Source organism: Pseudomonas fluorescens (genome assembly GCF_902498065.1).
GTDB lineage: Bacteria > Pseudomonadota > Gammaproteobacteria > Pseudomonadales > Pseudomonadaceae > Aquipseudomonas > Aquipseudomonas fluorescens_BJ.
In genome coordinates, this window is record NZ_CABVIR010000005.1 from 134,584 (window position 1) to 158,414 (window position 23,831).

General features: G+C 59.0%; 24 protein-coding genes, 1 tRNA gene and 1 pseudogene. 9 read left to right on the plus strand and 17 right to left on the minus strand.

From position 1 onward, the window contains the following. Positions 1–14: 14 nt before the first annotated feature. The 5 genes from F8N43_RS19020 to F8N43_RS19040 all read right to left on the minus strand — a co-directional run bounded on the left by F8N43_RS19020 (position 15) and on the right by F8N43_RS19040 (position 5,217). A complete protein-coding gene (locus F8N43_RS19020; protein WP_150632440.1) occupies positions 15–1,034 on the minus strand; it encodes a LacI family DNA-binding transcriptional regulator in 1,020 nt (339 codons plus the stop codon). A gap of 3 nt (positions 1,035–1,037) precedes the next feature. Next, positions 1,038–2,015 (minus strand): ABC transporter permease, encoded by a 978-nt coding sequence (locus tag F8N43_RS19025; protein WP_150632441.1) that lies wholly within the window; start codon positions 2,013–2,015, stop codon positions 1,038–1,040. Continuing rightward, positions 2,012–3,565, minus strand: coding sequence for a sugar ABC transporter ATP-binding protein (locus F8N43_RS19030; RefSeq protein ID WP_150632442.1), 1,554 nt, complete (start codon positions 3,563–3,565; stop codon positions 2,012–2,014). The genes F8N43_RS19025 and F8N43_RS19030 overlap by 4 nt, the downstream gene beginning before the upstream one ends. A 56-nt stretch (positions 3,566–3,621) precedes the next feature. Beyond that, entirely contained in the window at positions 3,622–4,575 is a 954-nt protein-coding gene (locus F8N43_RS19035; protein WP_150637378.1) for a sugar ABC transporter substrate-binding protein, read from the minus strand. A gap of 186 nt (positions 4,576–4,761) precedes the next feature. Further along, entirely contained in the window at positions 4,762–5,217 is a 456-nt protein-coding gene (locus F8N43_RS19040) for a hypothetical protein (RefSeq protein WP_150632501.1), read from the minus strand. Positions 5,218–5,566: 349 nt separating this feature from the next. Between F8N43_RS19040 and F8N43_RS19045 the strand changes: the two genes are divergently transcribed. The 3 genes from F8N43_RS19045 (at position 5,567) to F8N43_RS19055 (ending at position 7,795) form a co-directional block, all read left to right on the plus strand. Beyond that, positions 5,567–6,655: an asparaginase gene (locus F8N43_RS19045; RefSeq protein ID WP_150654172.1), complete on the plus strand. Its 1,089-nt coding sequence runs from the start codon at positions 5,567–5,569 to the stop codon at positions 6,653–6,655. A gap of 155 nt (positions 6,656–6,810) precedes the next feature. After that, positions 6,811–7,101 carry a DUF1654 domain-containing protein gene (locus F8N43_RS19050; RefSeq protein WP_150632445.1) on the plus strand — a complete coding sequence of 97 codons (291 nt, stop codon included), beginning with the start codon at positions 6,811–6,813 and terminating at the stop codon, positions 7,099–7,101. A 4-nt stretch (positions 7,102–7,105) separates the two neighbouring features. Next, positions 7,106–7,795: an endonuclease gene (locus tag F8N43_RS19055; RefSeq protein ID WP_150637380.1), complete on the plus strand. Its 690-nt coding sequence runs from the start codon at positions 7,106–7,108 to the stop codon at positions 7,793–7,795. Between the two features lie 81 nt (positions 7,796–7,876). Here the strand turns inward: F8N43_RS19055 and F8N43_RS19060 are convergent, their stop codons facing one another. Continuing rightward, positions 7,877–8,242 carry an SPOR domain-containing protein gene (locus F8N43_RS19060; RefSeq protein WP_150632447.1) on the minus strand — a complete coding sequence of 122 codons (366 nt, stop codon included), beginning with the start codon at positions 8,240–8,242 and terminating at the stop codon, positions 7,877–7,879. 250 nt (positions 8,243–8,492) lie between these two features. On the opposite strand from F8N43_RS19060, the gene csrA reads away from it, so the two are divergent. Continuing rightward, positions 8,493–8,684, plus strand: a complete 192-nt coding sequence (gene csrA, locus F8N43_RS19065) for a carbon storage regulator CsrA (RefSeq protein ID WP_008028241.1) — start codon at positions 8,493–8,495, stop codon at positions 8,682–8,684. 169 nt (positions 8,685–8,853) lie between these two features. Here the strand turns inward: csrA and F8N43_RS19070 are convergent, their stop codons facing one another. Together F8N43_RS19070 and F8N43_RS19075 are read right to left on the minus strand one after the other, a co-directional pair. Beyond that, positions 8,854–9,309 (minus strand): DUF2214 family protein, encoded by a 456-nt coding sequence (locus tag F8N43_RS19070; protein WP_150637384.1) that lies wholly within the window; start codon positions 9,307–9,309, stop codon positions 8,854–8,856. Between the two features lie 180 nt (positions 9,310–9,489). Beyond that, positions 9,490–9,825, minus strand: a complete 336-nt coding sequence (locus F8N43_RS19075; RefSeq protein WP_150637386.1) for a hypothetical protein — start codon at positions 9,823–9,825, stop codon at positions 9,490–9,492. 547 nt (positions 9,826–10,372) lie between these two features. Here F8N43_RS19075 and F8N43_RS29575 point away from each other — a divergent pair. After that, positions 10,373–10,583 (plus strand): annotated as a pseudogene (locus F8N43_RS29575) (hypothetical protein). Positions 10,584–10,792: 209 nt separating this feature from the next. On the opposite strand, the gene F8N43_RS19085 reads toward F8N43_RS29575, so the two are convergent. The 3 genes from F8N43_RS19085 to F8N43_RS19095 form a co-directional block, all read right to left on the minus strand. Further along, positions 10,793–11,428, minus strand: a complete 636-nt coding sequence (locus F8N43_RS19085) for an SGNH/GDSL hydrolase family protein (protein ID WP_150654173.1) — start codon at positions 11,426–11,428, stop codon at positions 10,793–10,795. Positions 11,429–11,497: 69 nt separating this feature from the next. Next, positions 11,498–12,013: a DUF2514 family protein gene (locus tag F8N43_RS19090; RefSeq protein WP_150654174.1), complete on the minus strand. Its 516-nt coding sequence runs from the start codon at positions 12,011–12,013 to the stop codon at positions 11,498–11,500. Then, positions 12,010–12,537, minus strand: a complete 528-nt coding sequence (locus tag F8N43_RS19095) for a glycoside hydrolase family 19 protein (protein ID WP_150654175.1) — start codon at positions 12,535–12,537, stop codon at positions 12,010–12,012. Before F8N43_RS19095 ends, F8N43_RS19090 begins: the two co-directional genes overlap by 4 nt. A 24-nt stretch (positions 12,538–12,561) precedes the next feature. On the opposite strand from F8N43_RS19095, the gene F8N43_RS19100 reads away from it, so the two are divergent. Continuing rightward, complete coding sequence (locus tag F8N43_RS19100; protein ID WP_150654251.1) at positions 12,562–12,792, plus strand: tyrosine-type recombinase/integrase; 231 nt, start codon at positions 12,562–12,564, stop codon at positions 12,790–12,792. 98 nt (positions 12,793–12,890) lie between these two features. Here F8N43_RS19100 and F8N43_RS19105 read toward each other — a convergent pair. After that, positions 12,891–12,967, minus strand: a tRNA-Val gene (locus tag F8N43_RS19105). 183 nt (positions 12,968–13,150) lie between these two features. On the opposite strand from F8N43_RS19105, the gene F8N43_RS19110 reads away from it, so the two are divergent. Then, on the plus strand, positions 13,151–14,434 hold the full coding sequence (locus F8N43_RS19110) for an NAD(P)/FAD-dependent oxidoreductase (protein ID WP_150632450.1): 1,284 nt from the start codon (positions 13,151–13,153) through the stop codon (positions 14,432–14,434). 72 nt (positions 14,435–14,506) lie between these two features. Here F8N43_RS19110 and F8N43_RS19115 read toward each other — a convergent pair whose 3' ends face one another. The 5 genes from F8N43_RS19115 to F8N43_RS19135 form a co-directional block, all read right to left on the minus strand. Further along, positions 14,507–15,478, minus strand: a complete 972-nt coding sequence (locus tag F8N43_RS19115; RefSeq protein ID WP_150654176.1) for an XdhC family protein — start codon at positions 15,476–15,478, stop codon at positions 14,507–14,509. Between the two features lies 1 nt (position 15,479). Next, positions 15,480–16,715 carry a cytochrome c gene (locus tag F8N43_RS19120; RefSeq protein ID WP_150654177.1) on the minus strand — a complete coding sequence of 412 codons (1,236 nt, stop codon included), beginning with the start codon at positions 16,713–16,715 and terminating at the stop codon, positions 15,480–15,482. Between the two features lie 2 nt (positions 16,716–16,717). Continuing rightward, complete coding sequence (locus F8N43_RS19125; RefSeq protein ID WP_150654178.1) at positions 16,718–17,257, minus strand: (2Fe-2S)-binding protein; 540 nt, start codon at positions 17,255–17,257, stop codon at positions 16,718–16,720. Further along, positions 17,250–20,081 carry a xanthine dehydrogenase family protein molybdopterin-binding subunit gene (locus F8N43_RS19130; protein WP_150654179.1) on the minus strand — a complete coding sequence of 944 codons (2,832 nt, stop codon included), beginning with the start codon at positions 20,079–20,081 and terminating at the stop codon, positions 17,250–17,252. Before F8N43_RS19130 ends, F8N43_RS19125 begins: the two co-directional genes overlap by 8 nt. A gap of 184 nt (positions 20,082–20,265) precedes the next feature. Next, positions 20,266–21,207, minus strand: a complete 942-nt coding sequence (locus F8N43_RS19135; RefSeq protein WP_150632455.1) for a LysR family transcriptional regulator — start codon at positions 21,205–21,207, stop codon at positions 20,266–20,268. Positions 21,208–21,331: 124 nt separating this feature from the next. On the opposite strand from F8N43_RS19135, the gene F8N43_RS19140 reads away from it, so the two are divergent. Together F8N43_RS19140 and rhmD are read left to right on the plus strand one after the other, a co-directional pair. Next, positions 21,332–22,627 (plus strand): MFS transporter, encoded by a 1,296-nt coding sequence (locus F8N43_RS19140; RefSeq protein ID WP_150654180.1) that lies wholly within the window; start codon positions 21,332–21,334, stop codon positions 22,625–22,627. 17 nt (positions 22,628–22,644) lie between these two features. Further along, positions 22,645–23,829: an L-rhamnonate dehydratase gene (gene rhmD / locus F8N43_RS19145; protein WP_008067008.1), complete on the plus strand. Its 1,185-nt coding sequence runs from the start codon at positions 22,645–22,647 to the stop codon at positions 23,827–23,829. Positions 23,830–23,831 lie beyond the last annotated feature (2 nt).

Genomic DNA, 23,831 nt, shown 5'->3' on the forward strand with positions numbered 1-23,831 from the left:
TAGCGCTTTCTACTTCAACGAAACTGGGCGAACACACCGGCCAGCGGCGCGGTCGATTCCCGCAGCACAATACTGGGCGTCACGATCCGTTGATCGGTGGCCATGGCCGGCGTGGCGATCCTGCGCAACAGCACTTCGGCCGCCATCTCGCCGAGCTGCAAGATCGACTGCCCGACCGTGGTGAGCGCCGGATAGACATAACGGCTCATCTGGATATCGTCGAAGCCGATCACCGACAGCTCGCTCGGCACACGAATATTGCGCTCGGCGGCGGCGCGCAGCACGCCGATTCCGATCATGTCGTTGCCGGCGAAGATGGCGCTGGGCGGGTTATGTTCCAGGAGGATCGCGGCGGCGCTGTAACCGCCGGTGCTGGTGAAGTCACTTTCCAGCATGCGCTCGCGAGGCACTTCGACGCCCGCCTCTTTCAAGGCGCGGCAATAACCTGCCAGACGCATCTGCGCGACGCTGGTACTGGCCGGCCCGCCAATAGTGGCGATGTCCCGATGCCCCAACTCCAGAAGGTGACGAGTCGCCAGATAGGCGCCGTACTCGTGATCGATGCGCACCAGGTCCGCATCAACCCCTTCCAGCCCACGGTCGACAATCACCATCGGCGTGCGCACACCCGCCAGACCTTCCGCCAACCCCGCATCCCCACCGGCTGACGCCACGATCAGCCCGTCAATCCGCTTTTCCAGCAACACGCGCAGGTAGCTGCGTTGCTTGTCCGGGTTGTCGTCGGAGTTGCAGAGGATCACGCAATAGCCATTGCGCTCGCAGTAATCCTCGATACCGCGCGCCAGTTCGGCGAAGTATGGGTTGAGGCTGTTGGGCACCAGCAGACCGATGGTCGCGGTGGTCTTGGCCTTCAACGAGCGGGCCACTGCGCTGGGCACATAGTCTAGAGTTTTGATCGCGGCTTCGACCTTGATCCGCACTTCTTCGCTGACCGGCCGGGTCTTGTTCACCACATGGGAAACCGTGGTGTAGGAAATCCCCGCGAGCGCTGCCACATCCTTGATTGTTGCCATGACTCAGGTCCGCCGGCTTGCGCGCTGACTGCGATAGGTATCCAGCACCACCGCCACCACGATGACCGCGCCGGTAATGATGCGCTTGGTCGGTTCGGTCGCGCCGATCTGCGCCAGACCAGCGGCCAGTACCGAGATGATCAACACCCCGAAGAACGTGCTGATGACCGAGCCGCGCCCGCCCATCAGGCTGGTGCCGCCGATCACTACCGCAGCGATCACTTGCAGTTCCAGGCCGGATCCGGCATTCGGGTCCGCCGCTTCCAGGCGGGAAATCTGGAACAGCGCGGCAATACCGGCCAGCAGCCCCATCAGACTGAACACCAGAATCTTGTAGGGTTTTGGATTGATCCCCGCCAGACGCACGGCTTCTTCGTTGGTGCCGATGCCGATCAGGTAGCGACCAAACACCGTACGGGTCAACACGGCCTGGGCGATAAAGATGATCAGCAAGGCAATGATGAACGACGGCGAAATGCCGAAGGCAATCGGATTGGACAGCCAGGCGAAGGCATCGCCGATATAGGCGGTGCGCGAACCGGTCATCTGATAGGCCAAGCCGCGTGCCATTTCCAGCACGCCGAGGGAGACGATGAACGACGGAATCCGCCACGCCACCGTGATCGAACCGGTGATCGTCCCCGCCAATGCGGCTGCCGCCATGCCGAGCAACGCTGCCGGCAATACGCTCCAGCCCCAACCGAGAATCGCCACGCTGACCGTCGACGCGGCGAGTGCCAGCACCGAGCCCACCGACAGGTCGATACCGCCGATGATCAGTACGAACGTCATGCCGACCGCCAGCACCATCAAGTCCGGAATCTGGTTGGCCAGAGTACTGAAAGTGTCGTAAGACAGAAAATGGCTGCTCAGGACCGAGAACAGCGCGACCATCGCCAGCAAGGCACCGGCCAGGCCCAGATAGGTGCCGAGGCCGTAAAAATTGCCACTACGTTTACCGGCAGATGTTGCAGTTTTCATGGAAGATCCCTAGGCACTGCTTCGTTGAGCAGCGCATCACGTTTTTGATAGCCGGCAAAAGCAGCGGCAAGCAAGTCATCCTGGGTCCAGCTGTCGCGCTCGAAAGTCTCGATCAGGCGCCCCGCCGACAGTACGCCGATGCGGTCGCAGATCAGCATCAGTTCACGCAGGTCGCTGGACACCACCACCAACGCCTTGCCCTGACGGGTCAACTGACCGAGCAGCGTATAGATGTCGAATTTGGCGCCGACGTCGATGCCGCGAGTCGGCTCGTCGAACAGCAACACCGAGCAATCGCGCTCCAGCCAACGGCCGATCACGACTTTCTGCTGATTGCCGCCGGACAGTTCCGACACCAATTGCGTCGGGCTGGAACTGCGGATGCGCATGGCGTCGATCTGACGCCGGGCCAGCGACATCTCTTCACCGTTGTTGACGAAGCCACCGCTGGAAATCTCCGGCATGTTGCCCAGGGCGATGTTTGCGCTGATCGACTGGGTCAGCAGCAAGCCCTCTCCCTTGCGGTCTTCGGTGATCAGGGCAATACCATGACCGACTGCGTCCGCCGGCGAACGAATACTCACGACCTTTGCCGGTGAACCCAGCGCAACCGTGCCGCTGTCCGCTGCGTCGGCGCCGAAGATCAGGCGCAGCAACTCAGTGCGCCCTGCCCCGATCAAACCGGAAATCCCGTAGATCTCGCCGGCGCGCACTTCGAAGGACACGTCGCGCACTTTGTCGGAGCGGGTCAGCCCTTTGACCGTCAACGCCGGAGCGCCAATCTTGCGCGGCCCCATGTCGATGTGCTCGCCGAGCTCACGGCCAACCATCAAGGTGACCAATTGCTCACTATTGTAATTGGCCATCGGCTCGACGCAGACCAGGTTGCCGTCGCGCAACACCGCAATGCGCTGAGCCACCCGCGCCAGCTCTTCCAGGCGATGGGAGATATAGATGATCGACACGCCACGAGCCTGCAGGCGCGTGATCTGCTCAAACAGCATCTCGACTTCACGGGCCGTCAGCATCGCGGTGGGTTCGTCGAGGATCAGAACATGACAATCGCCGATCAGGTTACGAGCGATCTCGACCATTTGCTGGTGACCGATGCCCAGTTCGCCGACGAGGGTGTCCGGGTCGATCGCGTCGAGCCCGACCTGAGCCATGGCTTCGATCGCAGCCTTGCGCAATTGCTTGCGGCTGATCCAGCCGCCGTTGCTGGGCAGGTTATCGAGAAACAGATTTTCCGCCACCGACAGGGTCGGCAACAGATTGAGTTCCTGCATGACCATGCGGATGCCCAGGTCTTCAGCCTGGGCACGGCTGCCAGGGCGGTAATCCTGCCCCTGGAATTGCATCTGGCCGGTGGTCGGCGTGACCAATCCACCGATGATCTTCGACAGTGTGCTTTTGCCGGCGCCGTTCTCGCCGGTCAGCGCCAACACCTCGCCACGCATCAGCGTCAGGTCGATACCGGTGAGGACAGGCTGCGCGTAGGTCTTGCCGATACCGCTGACCGAGAGGACAGCGTTCGGAGCGGAAACAGACATAAAAACTCTCCATGCGCTCGCCCGGACGGGCGAGCACCGTTGTGTCGCCTAAAGGTCTACTTGGTCACCAGCTCTACCGGAGTTTCGATCACGCCGTTGGTGCCGCTGTCGACTTTCTCGCCTTTGATGATCTTCAGCGCCGTCTCGATGCCGAACACGGCTTGCCTGGCAGCGAACTGGTCAGCGGTGGCCAGGACGCGCCCGTCCTTGAGCATCGGCTTGATGGCGTTGATGTTGTCGTAGCCAACCACTTGCACCTTGCCGGCCTTGCCCGCCGCACGCACGGCAGACACTGCGCCGACGGCCATGCTGTCGTTGCCGGCCAGCAGGGCTTTGACTTGCGGGTATTCGCTGAGGATCGACGCGGCGACCTTGTTGCCTTTATCGATTTCCCAATCGCCGGATTGCAGGGACACGACCTTGATCTGCGCCGCTTCCATCGCATCCTTGAAGCCGGCAGTGCGGGCCTGGGCATTGGTGGTGGTGGACACGCCTTCGATGATACCGACTTCGTCACCGGCCTTCAGCTGTTTGGCCAGGTATTCACCCACCAGGCGCGCGCCTTTGCGATTGTCGGGACCTACGAACGGAACATTGATATTTTTGCTTTTGACGACCGCTGGATCCAGCTGGTTATCGATGTTGATCACGGTGATGCCGGCGTCGATGGCTTTCTTGATCACCGGAACCATGGCCTTCGAGTCAGCGGGAGCGATGACCAGCGCATTGACCTTGGCCAGAATCATTTGCTCGACAATACGTGTCTGGCCCGCCGTGTCTGTTTCGTCCTTGATGCCGTTGGAGATCAGGTCGAAATCGGCGGAATGGTCTTTCTGGTACGCCTTGGCGCCGTCTTCCATGGTCAGGAAGAATTCGTTGGCCAGGGATTTCATGACCAGTGCGACTTTGGGTTTTTCAGTGTCGGCGAAGGCCGAGGAGAGAGGCAACACGGCGGATGCGGCAGCCAGCATAGCGACAGCGAGAAGACGTCCAGCGAATGGCAGCTTCATGGGTTCACTCCGATCTTATGATTATTCTGAGCAACGCTTGCGCTGGCGTAAGGTTCACCGCGTGAACCGATGGCACAAGCCATCGGCAGTGCCTCGCAAACGTTTGCGTAGACTGAACTATGCGAACCCTGCCGATATTTGTCAACGACCGAAAAGTACGGTTTGTGCTTCGGGCAACAAAACCGGTTATGCCGTTGTGCTGATCACACCGCCCGCGCTGGAGCCCTTGGCCAGTTCCTTGACCAGATTACCTGTGACTTCCGACAGCGCCCCGCTGGTGTTGGCAATTTGCCCCTGAATCGACATGACGACAGCCGTTTTGGCTTCCGGCGTCGTATAAGGCGCCACTTGAGCTGCCGCCAATTGCTGTTGCTGTTCGCGCAGTTGCTGCTGCAATTCCTGCATACGCTTGAGCAACATTTTCACCGCGACGCTTTGGTCGCTGCCGCTTTCACTGTCGGTTTTCGTTTCGTTCTCCGCGCCACCACCGGTCCGCACCTTGGTAGCGCCACCCTCTTCCTCGGTACCCAACGCCAGTGTCGAAGCCTCGGAAGTTGATTCGCTCAGGGTGTTGATCACAGCGGTGGACTTGCCACCGATGGTGATTGCGCCTGCATTGGGAAAACCGATCGAAAACGACATATGAACTCCTGAAAAATAATCCTTCAGAGAAACATCGACCTGTGCGCAGGTTTCTTTAGCAATGATTTGCCATCTTGCAAGGCGACTTGATCTACAGCAGACGTAGCCCTTTTCGGAGAGCCGAACGCAAATAACAAACATATTCGGAAAACCGGACAACAGGACGTTTAAATCACGACCAACGAAATGTGAATAATTGATATAAATCATTAGGTTAAAGCTATTTTTCATTTCCAGGTATGACTGGTACAGATCCTGCTCCCTCTCATTCACCCCAGACGTTCAGATCTGTCGGGGCGCATCTAGATGAACCTGCATCCGCACCGTCTCACTACTAGAGAGAAAAATAATGACATCTGCTTTCAAGACTTTTGTTCCGGGCGCCTTAGCCCTCCTGCTGCTCCTTCCGACCGCCCTTCAGGCGAAAGAAGTCGAAAACAAACAGAAATTGGCGAACGTAGTAATCCTGGCCACCGGCGGCACCATTGCCGGCGCGGGCGCCAGCGCCGCCAACAGCGCGACTTATCAAGCGGCGAAAGTCGGCATCGAGCAACTGATCGCCGGCGTTCCGGAACTGAGCCAATTGGCTAATGTTCGCGGCGAACAGGTCATGCAGATCGCATCCGAAAGCATTACCAACGACAACTTGCTGCAACTGGGCCGTCGCGTGGCTGAACTGGCCGACAGCAAAGACGTCGATGGCATCGTCATCACCCACGGTACCGACACCCTGGAAGAAACCGCCTATTTTCTGAACCTGGTGGAAAAAACCGACAAACCGATCATCGTCGTAGGATCCATGCGCCCAGGCACCGCGATGTCCGCCGACGGCATGCTGAACCTGTACAACGCCGTGGCCGTGGCCAGCAGCCAAGACGCACGCGGCAAAGGCGTACTGGTGACCATGAACGACGAAATCCAGTCGGGTCGCGACGTCAGCAAAATGATCAACATCAAGACCGAAGCGTTTAAAAGCGCCTGGGGTCCGCTCGGCATGGTAGTCGAAGGCAAATCCTACTGGTTCCGCCTGCCGGCCAAGCGCCACACCATGGACTCGGAGTTCGACATCAAGAACATCAAGAGCCTGCCTGACGTGGAAATCGCCTATTCCTACGGCAACGTGAGTGATACCGCCTACAAAGCGCTGGCTCAGTCGGGCGCCAAAGCCATCATCCACGCGGGCACCGGCAACGGTTCGGTTTCTTCGCGCGTGGTTCCAACCCTGCAAGCCCTGCGCAAGGATGGCGTGCAAATCATTCGTTCCTCCCACGTCAACGCCGGTGGCTTCGTATTGCGTAACGCCGAACAGCCTGACGACAAGTACGACTGGGTTGTGGCCCATGACCTGAACCCACAGAAGGCGCGCATCCTGGCCATGGTCGCGCTGACCAAGACCAATGACAGCAAAGAGCTGCAACGGATGTTCTGGGAATACTGATTCGCCCTCGCCCGACCGGTCCCGGTCGGGCACCGCTTTGACCACTCGCCATCCATGGCGAGTGGTTTCTTATCTGATAAAAATTTCCTTCTTCCTACACCAAACGGAAAAAACTGCTGTCAGAGGATTTTCTTGAATTTTAAGCAGTTGCGAAAATGCCTACAGTTAAATACTGTATGCACGTACAGCTTAATAAGGATAATCCCGTGGCTACGACCTCTGCCTCTCCTGACGCCTATGAACGCATGGGCATGCGCGTTCAGAAAATCATCAATTCCCCCACCGCCCAGAAAGCCAAGGCGGCCCTGATCTTCCGCCTTCCGGACGAACCGGTGGATGAGTGGGAGCAACTACTCGAAGAAATTGACGAAAACGACAACGTTACCCTCGCCTACCGCGACGATGGCGGTGTGCAGATTTTCTGGGTTGTGCCGAAGGAAGATTGAGTCAATGAGTGTCCGTTGTTTTGCTTTACTGTTTTTGCTCTTCGCAATGGGCGCGCAAGCTGACGCCCCGCGCACCTTCAGCGAAGCCAAGAAAGTCGCCTGGAAGCTGTACGCCCCGCAATCCACCGAGTTCTATTGCGGCTGTAAATACACCGGCAACAAGGTGAACCTGTCGGCCTGCGGTTATGTACCACGCAAAAATGCCAAGCGCGCTTCGCGCATCGAGTGGGAGCACATCGTTCCGGCCTGGCAGATCGGCCATCAGCGCCAGTGCTGGCAGGAAGGCGGACGCAAGAACTGCACTCGCTACGACCCAACCTACCAAAAGGCCGAGGCTGACTTGCATAACCTGGTGCCAAGCATCGGCGAAGTGAATGGTGATCGCAGTAATTTCAGTTTTGGCTGGCTGCCGGAGCAATCGGGGCAATACGGTTCATGCCTGACCCAAGTCGACTTCAAGGCCAAAAAGGTCATGCCCCGCCCTTCCATTCGCGGCATGATCGCCCGGACTTACTTCTACATGAGCAAGCAGTACGGTTTGCGCCTGTCGAAACAGGATCGACAACTGTACGATGCATGGAACAAGACCTATCCGGTACAAGCCTGGGAACGCCAGCGCAATCAGAGCGTGGCGTGCGTGATGGGGCGCGGCAACGAGTTTGTCGGGCCGGTAGACATGAAAGCGTGCGGTTAAGCACTTGTTGAAAACAAAAAGGCCTGGGGTTGAATGCCCCAGGCCTTTTTCGTTTTCAACAAGTGCTGGCGCCAAGGCGCCTTACTGAGTCACCGGATGCTCGATGACCAGCAGTTCGATGTTCTGTTTTTTCGCCCGGGTCAGTGCCGCGCGCACCTCTTCCTGTTTGGCTTCAGCTTCGGCTTTCGAATTGAATGGGCCCATCAGGATGCGGGTCTTGCCATTTTCCTTGACCACGCTGGAAATGAAACTGTGCTCGATCAGCCAGCCACTCAGGTCGCTGACAGCCTGGGTTATTTCCCCTCGAACCTCCAGATCCCACTGCGGCGCAGATACCGCCGTCGTTGCTGCCGCCACAGCTGGCTGCGGCTTTGGCGCATCAACGCGCTTACCCTCACCGCATCCCGCCAATGCCAGTACTGCGATTACCAAAGCCATTTTGCGCACAACGCTTCCCTCTGAATGCTGAAAGCGGGGATTTTAACATCCATAAATACTTCTCGAGTGCCGCAAAATGGGCTCAAAACAACGAGAATCATGGAGGCGGCCTCTGTATAGTTACGCCTTGGGAATTAATGCAGCATCTGCGCGTCAGAAAGAGGCACCCAAACCGTGAGACTTCGCACTAATCTATACATACCACCGACCTCTGCACTGTCCGAATCAGGTGCCCTACAAAGCAATCAAGGAGAAGACCATGCTGATACTCACCCGCAAAGTCGGTGAAAGCATAAATATTGGTGATGACATTACGATCACCATTCTGGGCGTAAGCGGCCAGCAAGTCAGAATTGGCATAAACGCCCCGAAAGACGTTGCGGTGCACCGCGAAGAAATTTATCAGCGCATTCAGGCTGGCCTGACCGCCCCGGACAAGCCGCAATCCTGAATCCTGCTGCAGTCAGTAGCCAGCCTGTTCGCTCCGGACCACGGCTGGCTAAAGATTCACGCATCGTCGATCCCATCCCCGAACGTGAAGCCGATACTAGCGGCATATCTCAAGCCATGGCTGTCGGACGTTTCGGATTAAGCCTGGGGAAGAATGCATTCCTACCCAACTAATCGAATATCACTCCCCGCGCCATGCCCGTGGCCGCCACAACCATCAGCATCACCAGCAGCGCTTCGATATGGCTGATCCGCGCGAACAACTTTGATCGACCGGCATCAATGGCTACGCCGCGCGCCTGCGCCATCCGCCACTTGATCAGCGTGATCATCGGCGCAATTTCAAGCAGCAGGATGAGAACGAAAAGCGTCATCTTTAGATGGAACAGCGGCTGGTGAAGATAATAGTCAGCGCCCTTTTCGTACCCGGCGAAGGCTCGCATCCCACCCGTGACCAGCAGGATGACTGCAGAAATCCCCCACAGGTTATCCGCAATCAATACGCTGCGAGCATCCCCTACGCCCTTGGCCAGGCGCCGAAAAGCCGTACCGCGGGACAGGACTGCCCAGAAACCCAAGGCAAACGCCAAGAGATGGATCGCAGCAAGAAACCAGTGCACAAGCATCGATATACTCCCTCAAGCCAACGTTCGGATTGGCCTGAAGTAGTAGCTCAAAAAGCACCGTATTGCCTGCTTCAGGTATCTGCAATAGAGGCTGCCTGCGCTATCCGGAACTTTATGGAGAGTGCCTGCCCGGCAGTTGAATGATTACGGATGAGCCCACCCGCTTCACGGCCTGAATTCTTAATAACGGAAAAGCAATCGCGGTAGCTTAAAGAGCTCGCAGATGCGAACTACCCGCTTGAAAGCAGTTAACTTGCGACGCTGGGTGACAATCATTCGGCCAATTTCGAAGCCAAATTCAGCCGCATCTTCACGCGACACAAAAAGCATCGAAGGCGCTTCACTGACCTCTCTGACTTCTTTGCCGTTGAACCAAATCGAAATTTTTGTCGTGTGATGCGTTTGCAGATTTTCCGGTTCGTCTGGATTTGTTTTGATCGGGCCGACTGTAGCGACAAGGATCTCGTAACCCGAGTAAGTCTCTTGCTTCGTAACGATTGAAGTCCCTGTTGTCATTACTGCCGTCCATTGCCTGTAAAAGATTGGGCGCTACGATATCCGTAAATCTCAGCAATACCAAATTGCCATCACTTCAGCGTCGCATCGGGTAATGGAAGGTGATACCTGGCTTGGATGACCACGGAGCCTTGGTTATCCCTCGGCGATTGCCTTGAGGTGATGAATTGCAGATGGGCGCTGAATTGGCGTTTTGAGCGGGGGGGTGTTGCAAACGTTGTGTAAATCCACAGCCAACAAAAAAGGGCCCACCTTTCGGTGGGCCCTTCTAGACCGCCCAGCAGAGCGGATTTTGTTTGGTAGGCGCGATTGGACTCGAACCAACGACCCCCACCATGTCAAGGTGACCGGGAGCCAGTTGTAACCTATTGATATGAAAGGTGAAGGTTGTGGTTTTCGACACTCTAAAAACCGACCCATCACCCTATAAGAATCAATAACTTACCGTTGCATATTCCTACAGTAGCATCCCCTTCTCCGGCGTTCTGCCAAACGAATCCCAATCCTTTTTTGCCTGCTACCCCTTCCTCTTCCACGGAGGAATACCATGCCAAATTCAGACCTGCTCCCTTCCCTGCTCTTCAAGATCAACGAAAACCAATTGACCCCTTGAGGCCGCCATCCTTGAACTGTCCAACTGGGTCGAGCAGCAAGGCGCCGCCGAAGTCGCGGACAACGTGCGCGGCGCCCTGGACACCATCGACAAGAACGAAGAGTTCATCAAGCTGACGCTTGCGGTGCTTATGGCGCCGGAGTGAATTGGCGGTGTCAAAGCCTGGGATGCCGCATAAAAATAGATCAAGGCCTTTCAAATCAAGGCCTTGATTTCGAAATCTCCCTCTAAAACCACCTGCTTTTGCGACTCTTTTGAACCCAATAAACATTGGTCCAAACTGTTGCGTTTTGGGGAAGAATTGTCAGCAGATAATCCCACCTACGGCGTCCTGCCGGACAAACACAATCCCTATCACAATTGCTTTTTAATACTCGCGGCGACGCTCTCAGCAATTTTCTTGTAACCGGCGTCGTTGTAATGCACGTCGTGCGGTTCACGGAACAACTCGGCCGGGAAAGCCTTGGTGAGCGTGTGCAGGTCGTTCACGGGAATGCCATGCTTCTTCATGACACGGACCGCTACAGCGTTGTAAGGATCTTCGTCGCCGGCGTACCGATTCGGCTCGCCTTCAGGAATGATGGTGATCGTCTGCCACACCAGCTTGGCGTTGGTGAGTTTCAGCTTGGTGATGATCGCATCGAGGTTCGACTCATATTGCGCCAGCGGTACTGCTACCGGACCATTATGGCCTTGGTTCGGGTACAACGGGTGAACCTTGCCCATGTCCCAGATACCGAAGTTGAAGCTGATCACGTCCCACTTCGTCGAACCGATCCAGGTGTCGATGTTGGCCAGGCCATAATTCGTGTCACGGGAATTGTCGTCGTAGTGCGAAACATTGGCCTTGTCACCCATGATCTGCTGCACAAACGGGGTGTAACCCATCGAAATCGAGTCGCCAACGATCAGCACGTTCGCTGCCATCGCGTGAAAGGAAAACATGGCCGAGAAGAAAAGAGCGATCTTCATCCAGAGACGCTTGATCATTGATTGTGGTCCTTTAGTGAAAAATTAGGTCGCGATTTTGGCCTAGCCACGTTCAGCCGGCCAGCCTTTTCAGTTATGGGTCAACCCATCGAAAGCCTGTTCGCAGGTCACTCCCCGGGCTCTGGCTTGGTCAGCAACTTCAGCCAGGCCTCCCGCTCTTTCGTCAGCGCGCTTGAGCACGTCGGCAAGCACCATTGCGGCGCGGGTAGCTGCCTTGCTTGCGGCGGCAGTGCAGGAATTGCCGCTGGCTTCACTGGCTGCGAGTCGACTGACAAGGCTATCGGCTGCACCGCGCACGCTGTCGGCAGTAGCGCGAGCAGTGGCAGCATCAGCCGTGAGTTGATCAATGTTCCGTTGCCCATCTTGAACCGCCTTGTTGATTGATTGCTGGTAGGCCTGCTCCTTCGCGCGCTCTCTGGTGTCGTTAGCAGCCAGAGCCTTGGCGTCCAAGGTGTTGCGATCGCTCCATTGGCTCTGCCACTCAGCATCCTTCACGGACAGTCCATGGTGATAGGCGCCGAACAACGCTGCGGCGGCCACGGCAATCGCTGCTATATAAGGAAGGGTTCGTAGCGGCATGCTCATTGCAGCACCGCCCGCGCCCAGATATCCAGACGATCCTCCAAGCCGTTCAGGCCACCGTTGATATGCCGAGTGATGGCGTTGAACTGATCCTTGTCGGCCAAATCGTTTAGCCCCTTCTGTTTCCAGAACCATGCAGCCGACATCGCTGCATATTGCGGCAGCTCCAGTAGCTCTGGCTGGCTGATCAGGTCCACGCCCAACGCTTCGACACAGGCCGCGTAATTCGCCCGGCCGGTGATCTGAATCAGGCCACGCCCGCGGTACTTAGAGCCATCGCCCTTCTCCGTGTTGCCGAGGTCTTCCTGTCCCTCATATTTGCGCTGGGCCGGGGTTGGTCCCCAGATCTCGCGTACGGACTGCAGCTGGCCGGACTCATGACCGATCTGGGCGATAAACGCGGCAACACGCTTGGCGCCCACAATCCGGCACCGCTGCATAGCCGTATTGAGGACAGGAACGAAAACGCCCGCTTGGGTGCGGGCGTTCGGGAGGATCTGCAGCAACTGTTGCTGAGTTATTGGCATTTTTTCTCCTGAAGCAAATTCGTTATCAACTCAGTTTGGCGACACCGCTACGACCACGTACCGGCCGGCGAGCACCCCACTTTTCACGAGATCCGCGCTTTAGGGGCATGGCTGTACGAGCAGCAGAATTTCCCCCTGGAATACATTCAGGCGCTGATGGGACATGCGGATGAGAAGATGACGAAGCACTATCAGGAGGGGCACGACGAAAAGAAGATCGAGTACCTGGAGGTGGGTGCCGAATTGGCGTTCTGAGGTGGGAGTTTTGCAAAAGTTTTGCAAATCGCAGAAAGCAAAAAGGGGTCACCGTTTCCGGTGACCCCTCTAGACCGCCCAGCAGAGCGGATTTTGTTTGGTAGGCGCGATTGGACTCGAACCAACGACCCCCACCATGTCAAGGTGGTGCTCTAACCAACTGAGCTACGTGCCTGCTGTGAGGCGGCATTCTACGGAATTCCGGAGGGGTGTCAACACCTTTTTTCGAGCTAACCCTATGAATATGCAAAATATTTAATTTCACCGCTGCAAAGAAGATTTTGCAGTGGCTGGCGGTCGATTTTTAAGTCGGGTAGGATCGATGCACTCGTAAAATATATTAAACAGAGGCAGCAGGATGGCGAACACCCACTACCCAGAGTCCTACTACGCCGCATCAGCCAATGCGGTTCCACCGCGTCCGGCCTTGCAGGGTGACGTAGAGACTGACGTCTGTGTGATCGGCGCCGGTTACACCGGCCTGTCCTCTGCCCTGTTTCTGCTGGAGAACGGTTTCAAGGTCACGGTACTGGAAGCCGCCAAGGTGGGTTTCGGTGCATCGGGCCGAAACGGTGGCCAGATCGTTAACAGTTACAGCCGCGACATCGACGTCATCGAGCGCAGCGTCGGCCCCAAACAGGCTCAGTTGCTGGGGCAGATGGCGTTTGAAGGCGGGCGGATCATTCGTGAGCGGGTTGCCAGATACAACATCCAGTGCGACCTGAAGGACGGCGGCGTGTTTGCCGCGAACACTGCAAAGCAGATGGGCCATCTGGAATCGCAAAAGCGTCTGTGGGAGCGTTTCGGACACACGCAGCTTGAGCTGATGGATCAACAGCGCATCCGTGAAGTGGTGAACTGCGAGCACTACGTTGGCGGCATGCTCGATATGAGCGGCGGGCACATTCATCCGCTGAACCTGGCACTGGGTGAAGCGGCGGCCGTGGAGTCGTTGGGCGGTATGATTTACGAGCAGTCGCCGGCGGTGCGCATCGAGCGCGGCGCAAACCCGATAGTGCACACGCCTCAGGGCAGGGTCAGGGCCAAGTTCATCATCGTGGCGGGCAACGCGTACCTCGGCAATCTGGTGCCGGAACTGGCGGCCAAGTCGATGCCGTGCGGAACCCAGGTGATTACCACCGAGCCATTGGGCGAGGCGTTGGCCAAGAGCCTGCTACCTCAGGATTACTGCGTCGAAGACTGCAATTACCTGCTCGACTATTACCGTCTGACGGGCGACAAGCGCCTGGTTTTCGGTGGCGGCGTGGTGTACGGCGCACGGGACCCGGCGAACATCGAAGCGATCATCCGGCCGAAGATGCTCAAAGCCTTCCCGCAGCTCAAGGACGTGAAGATCGATTACGCCTGGACCGGCAATTTCCTGCTGACCCTGTCGCGTCTTCCGCAGGTTGGGCGCCTGGGCGACAACATCTACTATTCCCAGGGTTGCAGTGGCCACGGCGTGACGTACACGCACCTGGCGGGCAAGGTCCTGGCCGAAGCGTTGCGCGGGCAAGCCGAGCGGTTTGACGCCTTTGCTGACTTGCCGCATTACCCGTTTCCTGGCGGCCAATTGCTGCGGACACCCTTTGCGGCGCTGGGTGCGTGGTATTACGGGTTGCGGGACAAGTTAGGATTCTGACGACCGATATGCAAAGGGCCGCTTGCGGTGGCCCTTTTTTTCAGACCACCAAGAATCCGGTGTGGAAGGGTGTTAAAGCCGATCGCGGCTGATGCCGCTACGGATTCGCAGGATGTCGGCGAGTACGGCGAGGGCAATTTCTGCGGGGGTTTTACTGCCCAGGTTCAGACCGATCGGCGCATGAATCCGCGCCAACTCCGCGTCTCCCAAACCACCAATCCTGCGCAACCGCTCGAAGCGCTTTTGCGAAGTCTGCACGGACCCCATCACACCGATGTAAAACGCCTCGGTGCGCACCGCTTCCATCATTGCCAGATCGTCGATGCGCGGATCGTGGGTCAGCGCCACCACTGCCGTGTCGCGATGACAGCCGCCATCGGCGATGAACACCGATGGCAACTGACGGCGGATCTCGACGTTTTCCAGCACCACGCCTTCCAGCACTTCGTCGCGGGGATCGCACAGGATCACCTCGAAACCCAGGCCCACCGCAAACTCCGCACACGCCTGAGCGACGCTGGAATACCCCGCCAGCAGCAAGCGTTGAGCCGCGCCGATCCGCAGTCGAATCCGGTCGATCTCGCGCTCGACGCGTACGCCCTGCTCACGATCTGCGAACACGCTGCGCGCCCCGCTGGCAAGATCGACTTCGCGGATCAACCGACGCTGACCCAACAACGCCGACTCCAATTCCCGCAAATGCGCCTGAACCTCACAATCAGGATCCAGCTTCTCCACCAGCACATCGAGTACACCGCCACAGGGCAGACTCACCCGGGAACGCGGATCATCGCCTTCGCCATATCGAACGACGCTGACAACCTGATCAAATGCACCCTCGGCGACCCGCTCAAGGAAATCCTCCTCGACACAGCCGCCGGACAGCGAGCCGATCCATTGCCCCTCGGCATTCACCGCCAGCAGCGAGCCCGGCGCACGCGGTGCCGAGCCGTAGGTGGCGAGCACCGAGCACAACCAGAGGCGCTGGCCGGCCGTCGACCAGTCCAGCGCCCGGCGCACCACTTGCAGATCGAGATGCTGCATGTCAGTGCGCCTTGTGCTCGAGCGGCGGTGCATCCGCCCGCAACGCCTGCACGTCGCTCACGGCCAGATCGCTCGACTGACCACCCCAGCCCTGACGCAGGTAGTTCAGCAGATCCGTGAGTTGCTCGTGGCTGAGCTTCTCGGCGAAACCGGGCATCGGTTGCATGTGTTCGAACCCGGCAAACTTCTGCTCGCCGATACCGTCGTCGATCACCCGCACCAAATTGCGCGGATCTTCCAGGCGCAGCGTGGTGTTGCCGCGCATGGCCACGGCGATGTGCGGCTTGCCTTCGCCACTGACCGCGTGGCAACCGGCGCAGACGTTCAGGTAGTCCTGACGACCGCGTTGCGCGCTGGCACTGAGTGTGTCCAACGGCACGTCAGTCAGCACTTTCGCCGCTGGTGGCTGGTCGCCGAGCAGGAAGGTCGCCATCGCCGCCAGGTCCGGATCATTGAGGCCTTGGGTGCTGTTGTGGAACACCGGGAACATCTCGTTGAACATCGTGCCCTGGGCGCTCATGCCGTGTTTGAGGAACGAGCTCAGGTCCTGATGATTCCAGCCGCGAGCGGCGAGGTCATCGGCCAGCAGGCTTGGCGCCAGATAGCCGTTGAGCAGGCCGCCGGTCATGCGTTTGTCTTGCTGCATCGCGCCGGGCAAACCGCGCGGCGTGTGGCATTCGCCGCAGTGGCCGAGCACATCGACCATGTACTGACCACGCTTGAAGGCTTCGCTTTTGCCTTCGGTGGACGACAGTTTCACGTCCTTGCCGTAGAGCATGTTCCAGCCCATCAAACCCAGGCGCACATTGAACGGAAAGCTCAGGCTAGTGACCGGTGCCGCGCGCTCGATCGGCTCGACCGTTTTCAGGTAGGCGTGAATCGCATCGGAATCTTCACGGGGCATCAAGTGATACGAGGTGTAGGGCATCGCCGGGTACAGGTTCGCGCCATCACGGCGTTTGCCGTCGGTGAGCGCGGCGAAGAATTCATCATCGCTGTAGAGGCCGATGCCGTGCTCTTTGCTTGGCGTAATGTTGGTGCCGTAGATCGTGCCGAACGGCGAGACGATCGGCAGACCACCCGCATACGGCGCGCCACCCGGCGCGGTGTGACACGCCATGCAGTCAGCGGCGCGAGCGAGATAGGCACCGCGGACAACCTGATCATCTGCCTGCGCCAGCAATACCGGTGCAACCAGGCCAACCACCAACGCCAGACGGGAAAGTAGATGCTTCATGCTTAACCCTCCTTGACCAGGCCGAGATCGGTCAGCACGTTGCGCGTCGCGCTGTAGTAGCGCACGTAGCCGGTGCAGCGGCAGATGTGGTGACCCAGGCTGTCCTCGATCACTTGTTCCAACTGGCTTTTGACGATCGGCTGACGTTGCAGCCTCTCCACCAGCACCGTCGCGGCATTCACGAAACCCGGCGCGCAGTAGCTGCACTGGAAGGCGAATTCATCGACGAAGCGCTGCTGGATCGGGTTCAGTTCGGTGACCTTGCCCTGCTCGTCGCGGGTCGCGTGGCCTTCGATGGTCCGCACTTTTTTGCCTTCGAAGTAATGCGCACCGGTGATGCAGGTGCGCACTTCTTCGCTGGTGCCGTCGGGGTTGTCGACGATCACCACGCAGGCGTGACAGATGCCCTGGCCGCAGCCGAGACGCGAGCCGGTGAGGTTTTTGTATTCGTGCAGGTAGTCGATCATCGGCAGGTCATCAGGGATGTCCACCGGGCCGACGGATTGACCGTTGAGGGTCAGTTGAAGCGGACGGTCAGCCATTGAGGGCCTCCTTGATGCGAGCAGAAGTGATAGGCAGGTCGCGGACCCGTTTGCCGATGGCGTGGGCCACGGCGTTACCGATGGCACCGACTACCGGGATCATCACCACTTCGGCGATGCCCTTCGATGGATCGCTCGGCGACAGCGGCGGCAGGATCTCGGCCGTCTGCTTCCACACCGCAACGTGGCGCGCCATCGGCAAGCGGTAACGGTTGAAGTTCCAGTCCCCCTCCCCCGGCCCGCCTTCGTACAGCGGCATCTCTTCCATCAGTGCATGGCCGATGCCCATGGCGATCCCGCCTTCGAGCTGACCTTTCACCAGCTCTTCCACCAGCACCCGACCGCACTCGACCCACGAGTGATGGTTGAGCACCTGAACCTGAGCAGAGCCCTTGTTCACTTTCAGTTCCACCAGCGTCGCCACCGGGCTGTAGTAAGTCACCGCCGCGTTGTTCAACTGAGTGTCCGGGTAATGCACGTTCTGCCGGTCCAGCAGATGGAAACCGGCGCTGTTCATCTGCGCCTTTTTCACGTTTGGAGCGCCATCGCCGTACTTCACCGCCAGGCTGTCGAGCGGCAGACGTTCACGCACGCCGTCGATGCTGAACTCGGCCTCAGCCCAGCTCCAGCGGTTGAAACCGTGTACGGTCGCGCCGGTCACCAAACCTTTTTCGTGGGCGTGTTTCGCCAATTGCTCAAAGCTCAGCGGCTGCATGCCGTTGGCGGTGAGCTTGCCGTCGACCCAATGCGCGTCTTCACGGCGCACCACGTACGGGTTGGCTTGGCCGCCGTAAGGGCCTTGGCCCCAGATCTGCAACGCCGCCGGCCACAAGCCGTGGTTGAACAGCACGCGTGCCGCTTCACGGGTGGCGTGGCTGAAGTAGTACGCGGAGTTGGTCGCCGACGAGGCCGACGCGAGCTTGCCGACCCAACGCGGGTTACGCAGGAAGTTGTCCTGCTCGGCCTGACTCATGATGTATGGGTTGCCGCCGGTGATCAGTTGCAACTCTTTCCATTCGGTCTCGCCGGTCTTCACCTCGTGCGCCGGGCTGCCGAGGAAATCGGCCACGACCAGTGCTTGCGAGGTGGACATCCCGGTGCCGATTTCAATGCCGATGTGGCGCAAGTGAATGCGGCCTTCAGCGCTGAATTCGACACTCGCCATCGGCGCTTCGGAACCGGTGCCGAAGTCTTTCTGGCAGATGGCAAAACCAACGCCATACCAGTTATCCGGGTCTGCGGCTTCGCGTTGTTTCTTGATTGCGTCGCGGTTTTTCCAGACGTCGTGAACAGCGGCCTTGTCGAGAATTTCATGCAGGCGCAAAGCACCCGCCGGCACCGCGCCCTGGGTGTTTTTCATCCCCGAGACCATGGCGTTTTTCTTTCGCAGGTCGATGGCATCGATGCCAAGGCGACCGGCAATTTCATCCACCATCATTTCGGTGGAGGCCATGCTTTGCAGCGTGCCGTAGCCACGCATCGAGCCCGCTTCAACAGCACGCGAGTGATAAGCCGTGACCTGCAAATCGTTCTGCGGCATGTAGTAGATCGACTGCGCCGCCGTGGCGCCAACCGCCGCCACCGATGGGCTGTAGTTGATCCGTCCGCCACCATCGACGCTCATCTCGGCGCGGAAAATCTTGAAGCTGTGATCGGTCTTTTCCACCGCCAGTTGGTAGCGGATGTCGAACGGGTGACGCTTGATGCCGCTCTGGAATTGCTCGTAGCGGTCGTTGGCCAGACGCACCGGCACACCGGCGCCGTACAACGCCGCCAGCGCCGCGTAGTAGACGAAAATGTTGTGGTCTTTGGAGCCGTAGCCGACGGTGTAGCCCGGGTGCATGTTCAGGTTGGCCAGGCCGAAACGCGACGGCGCGATCATCTTCGCGGTCTCGGTCGCGGTTTCCAGCGGACACTGGGTGGCGACGACAAAATGCAGGGTCTTGGTCGCCGGGTCGTACCAGCCGTTGCCGTTGTCCGGCTCCATCGCAGCGGGTTCGATCGACGGGGTTTTGTAGCGCTCGTCGAACACCAGCCAGTTGTCTGGCGGGGTGTCGATCTGCTGCTTCATGCGCTCGGCGTAAAACAGCCCGCGCTCGGTCAGGTTGCCGTGCAGGTTCGGTTGGGAATTCCACACCGGACGGCGGTTGCGCAGCATCGGGAACAGGATCGAATCCTTGAGGCTGGCGAATTCGTCTTCGTCCGCCGAGGTGGCGCCGCCGACGCGTACGTAGCGGAAACTGCCGTAGGGATCGCCTTCGTAGAATGGCACCTGGGCACCGTAACGAATCGCTTTGTCATTGAATTTGAGTTGGGCCTTGGCCCGGCGAAAACGCTCGAAGTCCTTCCAGATCAGGATCGCCACCGGGTGACCGATGAACATCGGCACTTTGCCTTCCGGCAGCAGCGGATCAGGCGCGTGCTCTTCCGGGAAAGCGATACCGTCGTTGACCAGGTCAGCGGCGGTGACGATGCGGTCGGGCTGCAAGTCGGCACCGAGCCAGGCGAGGTCGTAGCCTGCGTAGATGCGATCGGCCTTGATGGTTTTCAGCAACATGGCGTGGCCCTGCTGCTGCGGCCAGCCCGGCATGTCCTTGGCGCGGATGTCGCGGGCAAAGACTTTGCTGCCGCAGACCTTGGACAGGGCATCGTTTCGCGAGCGCGCCTTGCCGTTGTTGCCGAGCCATTGCTCGGACGGCACGGTCACGCTGTGTTCCATCAAGGCTGCCAGCGCCGGACTGCCGAGCGGTGTAAGCGTCACGCTCACACCCGCCACCAGCCCGCCCTGAAGGAACGAGCGCCGGGATATTTCACGGTTGGACATGGATCATCCTCTGGGCGGTTATGGGTCCGCCCTTCTGGTTATGTTCTGGAAATCTCGAGTCTTGCAGAAGCCCTTTTTGACGTTGCAAAGGGCTGTGTTGACAGTGCAAAGCTGACCGAAAGGTTAACTTTATAGATTTATGCGCTTATAGAAAACAACTGGTTACAAAAATCTGACCGAACAATCAAAAAACCGCTGCTTTCCGACGGAGCAAATCAATGAACAAACCCAGCTCCCGACTGATGTGTTCGCCCTTGCGCAACAACAACCCGAACGGCGCCAGTTGCACGTCCAGCTCTACCGGCAACGCCACCACCAGACCCATTTTCAGGTAGTCGCGCAACGCGGTTTCCGACAGCACCATGATGGCGTCGGTCAGTTGAATCAGCTGCTGCATGGAATACACCGAGCTGCATTCGATGATGTCCGCCGGCAGTGGCAAGGCCAGTCGTTGCAAGGCCTGATCCAGACCAATGCGCGCCGGACTGGATTCCGGCTGCAGGATCCACGGCCAGCCGCTGACCAGTTCCGACAGCTCGAGTTTTTTGCGTTTGGCCAGTGGATGACCGGCGTGTACCACCACCAGCAATCGTTCGTTGCCCAATTGCTCGAACGCGTAATGTTCGCTGTCAGTGGCGGCATTGCGTCGAGCGATGGCGAGGTCGATGCGGCCTTGCTCCAGCAGTTGAATCACCTGGTCGCTGGTGTCGCCCATGATGCGAATTCGCAGTTGCGGATTGAGCGACTTGATCTCGGCAATCGAATCCATCACCAGGTCCGGCGCCGCGCCCATGATGGTGCCGATGGAGAGATAACCGTAGCCGCCCTGCTGCCGTGCGATCAGGTCTTCGGCGCAGCGGTCGAGACCACTGATGGCCGACTCGGCGAAGCGGATCAACTCGGCGCCCAACACCGTCGGCCGCATCCCGCGCGGCAGGCGCTCGAACAGGTCGCAGCCAAACATGTCTTCAATCTCATGCAGCATGCGGGTCGCAGCGGGTTGCGACATGTTCAGGGTTTGCGAGGCGCGGTGCAGGTTCAAGCTGCTACTCAGCGCCACCAGCATGTGCAGATGCTTGTAGCGCAGACGGTTGAGCAGGCTGCGGGAAACGGTGGGTGTCGTCATGACAAGCCTTTTTATCGATACCCGGAAGGTATCAGTTGTGAGCTAGATTCGATTTGTAACGCATCGATCCGCAGCCGTACAGTCTTTCCCATAAGAACAAATGCCCTACCAAAGGAAAACTGCGATGAAGACTCTACCCGCGCCTCTGCTCGCCAAAATTTCCTGGCGGCTGCTCCCGTTTCTCCTGCTGATGTACATCATGGCCTTCCTCGACCGCGCCAACGTCGGGTTCGCCAAGCAAGCCTTTCAAGCCGACACCAACATCAGTGACGCCGCGTTCGCCTTCGGCGCCGGGGTGTTCTTCGTCGGTTACGCGCTGCTAGAAGTGCCGAGCAACCTGATCCTGCACCGCGTCGGCGCCCGTCTGTGGATGTGCCGGATCATGGTCACCTGGGGCCTGGTCTCCGCCGCGATGGTCTTCGCCCACACCGAAACCAGCTTCTACGTTCTGCGCTTCTTGCTGGGCGTGGCCGAAGCCGGTTTTTTCCCCGGCGTCATCCTTTACCTCACCTATTGGTTCCCCAGCGCCGCGCGCGGCAAAGCCATGGGCTTCTTCTACTTCGGTGCTCCCCTGGCGTTCATCTTCGGCAGCCCGTTGTCCGGCCTGTTACTGGAGCTGGACGGATTTGCCGGTGTCCACGGCTGGCAATGGCTGTTCGCAGTTGAAGGCCTGATGGCCACGGCGGTCGGTGTCTGGGCCTATTGGTACCTGGACAATCGCCCGGCCGATGCAAAGTGGCTGACGGTTGAAGAACGCCAGCAAGTGCAAGGCATCCTCGATCAAGAAGACAGCCACAAACAGAACCACGGCCGCAGCCTGCTCAACGTCCTGTGCCACCCGTCGGTGCTGTACCTGTGCCTGATTTATCTGCTGATTCAGGCCAGCGTCTACGGCGTGGTGTTCTATCTGCCCACCCAGGTCGGCGGACTGCTGGGCACCAAGGTCGGGCTGATGGTCGGACTGGTCACGGCGATTCCATGGATCTGCGCGATAGTCGCGGCGTACCTGATCCCCGGCTACAGCGACCGCACCGGCGAACGTCGACGCACCGCTTGCCTGACTTTGCTGATGTCGGCAGCCGGGATCGCCTGCTCGGTGACCTTCGCCAGCCCGTTCCTCGGCATCGTAGCCCTGTGCTTCGCCGCTTCCGGCTTCATCGCCGTGCAACCGGTGTTCTGGACCTTCCCTTCCAGTTACCTCGCCGGCAGTGCCGCGGCGGCCGGTATCGCGCTGATCAACTCGTTCGGCGCCCTCGGCGGCTTCATCGCCCCGGTGCTGAAAAACTGGGCCGAAGGCGCCTTCCATTCACCGGCCGCCGGTTTGTACGTGCTGGCCGGCACCACCGTCATCGCCGCGTTGCTGGTGCTGGGCGTGCGTTCGCCCGGCCATAAAGCGTCGAACAAACCGGCCACCGTTTAAACCTGAGGAGTCACACCATGGGCATTCCAACCATCAAACACGTCCGCGCTTTTACATTGAGAGGCGGCGGCGCGGACTATCACGATCAGGCGGACGGCCACTGGATCGACGATCACATTGCCACGCCGATGAGCAAATACCCCGAATACCGCCAGAGCCGCCGCACCTTCGGCATCAATGTGCTCGGCACGCTGGTGGTGGAAATCGAAGCCAGCGACGGCACCGTCGGCTTCGCTGTAACTACCGGCGGCGAGCCCGCTGCCTACATCGTCGAGAAACACCTGGCGCGTTTCCTCGAAGGCGCACGGGTTACCGACATCGAGAAAATCTGGGACCAGATGTACCAGTCGACCCTGTATTACGGGCGTAAAGGCATCGTGATCAATACGATTTCCGGGGTCGATCTGGCGCTGTGGGACCTGCTCGGCAAGATCCGCCAGGAGCCGGTGCATCAATTGCTCGGCGGCGCGGTGCGCGACGAATTGCAGTTCTACGCCACCGGCGCTCGCCCCGACCTGGCGCAGAAAATGGGTTTCATCGGCGGCAAGATGCCGTTGCACCACGGCCCGGCCGAAGGCGAGGAAGGCCTGCGCAAGAACCTTGAAGAACTGGCGACCATGCGCGAACGGGTCGGCCCGGACTTCTGGCTGATGCTCGATTGCTGGATGAGCCTGGACCTCAACTACGCCACCAAACTGGCGGTCGGCGCCCACGAATACGGTTTGAAGTGGATCGAAGAAGCCCTGCCGCCGGACGATTACTGGGGTTACGCCGCACTGCGCAACAACGTGCCCAAAGGCATGCTGGTGACCACCGGCGAACACGAAGCCACTCGCTGGGGCTTTCGCATGCTGCTGGAGATGGGCTGCTGCGACATCATCCAGCCGGATGTCGGCTGGTGCGGCGGGATCACTGAATTGGTGAAAATTTCCGCCCTGGCCGACGCCCACAACGCGCTGGTCATCCCTCACGGCTCGTCGGTTTACAGCTATCACTTCGTCGCCACGCGGCATAACAGTCCGTTCGCCGAGTTCCTGATGATGGCGCCGAAGGCTGACGAAGTGGTGCCGATGTTCCACCCGCAATTGCTCGGCGAACCGGTTCCGGTGAACGGCCGCATGCGTCTGTCGGCACTCGACCAGCCGGGATTTGGCGTGACACTCAACCCGGAATGCCAACTGCATCGGCCGTACAACCGCTGAGA

Excerpts from the sequence above, each read along its gene's own strand:
- F8N43_RS19055 (WP_150637380.1), top strand. The coding sequence starts at position 7,106 with ATGAGTGTCCGTTGTTTTGCTTTACTGTTTTTGCTCTTCGCAATGGGC.
- F8N43_RS19045 (WP_150654172.1), top strand. The coding sequence starts at position 5,567 with ATGACATCTGCTTTCAAGACTTTTGTTCCGGGCGCCTTAGCCCTCCTG.
- F8N43_RS19115 (WP_150654176.1), bottom strand. The coding sequence starts at position 15,478 with ATGCAGCATCTCGATCTGCAAGTGGTGCGCCGGGCGCTGGACTGGTCG.
- F8N43_RS19090 (WP_150654174.1), bottom strand. The coding sequence starts at position 12,013 with ATGAGCATGCCGCTACGAACCCTTCCTTATATAGCAGCGATTGCCGTG.
- rhmD (WP_008067008.1), top strand. The coding sequence starts at position 22,645 with ATGGGCATTCCAACCATCAAACACGTCCGCGCTTTTACATTGAGAGGC.
- F8N43_RS19075 (WP_150637386.1), bottom strand. The coding sequence starts at position 9,825 with ATGACAACAGGGACTTCAATCGTTACGAAGCAAGAGACTTACTCGGGT.
- F8N43_RS19085 (WP_150654173.1), bottom strand. The coding sequence starts at position 11,428 with ATGATCAAGCGTCTCTGGATGAAGATCGCTCTTTTCTTCTCGGCCATG.
- F8N43_RS19110 (WP_150632450.1), top strand. The coding sequence starts at position 13,151 with ATGGCGAACACCCACTACCCAGAGTCCTACTACGCCGCATCAGCCAAT.
- F8N43_RS19040 (WP_150632501.1), bottom strand. The coding sequence starts at position 5,217 with ATGTCGTTTTCGATCGGTTTTCCCAATGCAGGCGCAATCACCATCGGT.
- F8N43_RS19025 (WP_150632441.1), bottom strand. The coding sequence starts at position 2,015 with ATGAAAACTGCAACATCTGCCGGTAAACGTAGTGGCAATTTTTACGGC.
- F8N43_RS19035 (WP_150637378.1), bottom strand. The coding sequence starts at position 4,575 with ATGAAGCTGCCATTCGCTGGACGTCTTCTCGCTGTCGCTATGCTGGCT.
- F8N43_RS19020 (WP_150632440.1), bottom strand. The coding sequence starts at position 1,034 with ATGGCAACAATCAAGGATGTGGCAGCGCTCGCGGGGATTTCCTACACC.
- F8N43_RS19140 (WP_150654180.1), top strand. The coding sequence starts at position 21,332 with ATGAAGACTCTACCCGCGCCTCTGCTCGCCAAAATTTCCTGGCGGCTG.
- F8N43_RS19050 (WP_150632445.1), top strand. The coding sequence starts at position 6,811 with ATGCCTACAGTTAAATACTGTATGCACGTACAGCTTAATAAGGATAAT.
- F8N43_RS19135 (WP_150632455.1), bottom strand. The coding sequence starts at position 21,207 with ATGACGACACCCACCGTTTCCCGCAGCCTGCTCAACCGTCTGCGCTAC.
- F8N43_RS19030 (WP_150632442.1), bottom strand. The coding sequence starts at position 3,565 with ATGTCTGTTTCCGCTCCGAACGCTGTCCTCTCGGTCAGCGGTATCGGC.
- csrA (WP_008028241.1), top strand. The coding sequence starts at position 8,493 with ATGCTGATACTCACCCGCAAAGTCGGTGAAAGCATAAATATTGGTGAT.
- F8N43_RS19125 (WP_150654178.1), bottom strand. The coding sequence starts at position 17,257 with ATGGCTGACCGTCCGCTTCAACTGACCCTCAACGGTCAATCCGTCGGC.
- F8N43_RS19120 (WP_150654177.1), bottom strand. The coding sequence starts at position 16,715 with ATGAAGCATCTACTTTCCCGTCTGGCGTTGGTGGTTGGCCTGGTTGCA.
- F8N43_RS19095 (WP_150654175.1), bottom strand. The coding sequence starts at position 12,537 with ATGCCAATAACTCAGCAACAGTTGCTGCAGATCCTCCCGAACGCCCGC.
- F8N43_RS19130 (WP_150654179.1), bottom strand. The coding sequence starts at position 20,081 with ATGTCCAACCGTGAAATATCCCGGCGCTCGTTCCTTCAGGGCGGGCTG.
- F8N43_RS19070 (WP_150637384.1), bottom strand. The coding sequence starts at position 9,309 with ATGCTTGTGCACTGGTTTCTTGCTGCGATCCATCTCTTGGCGTTTGCC.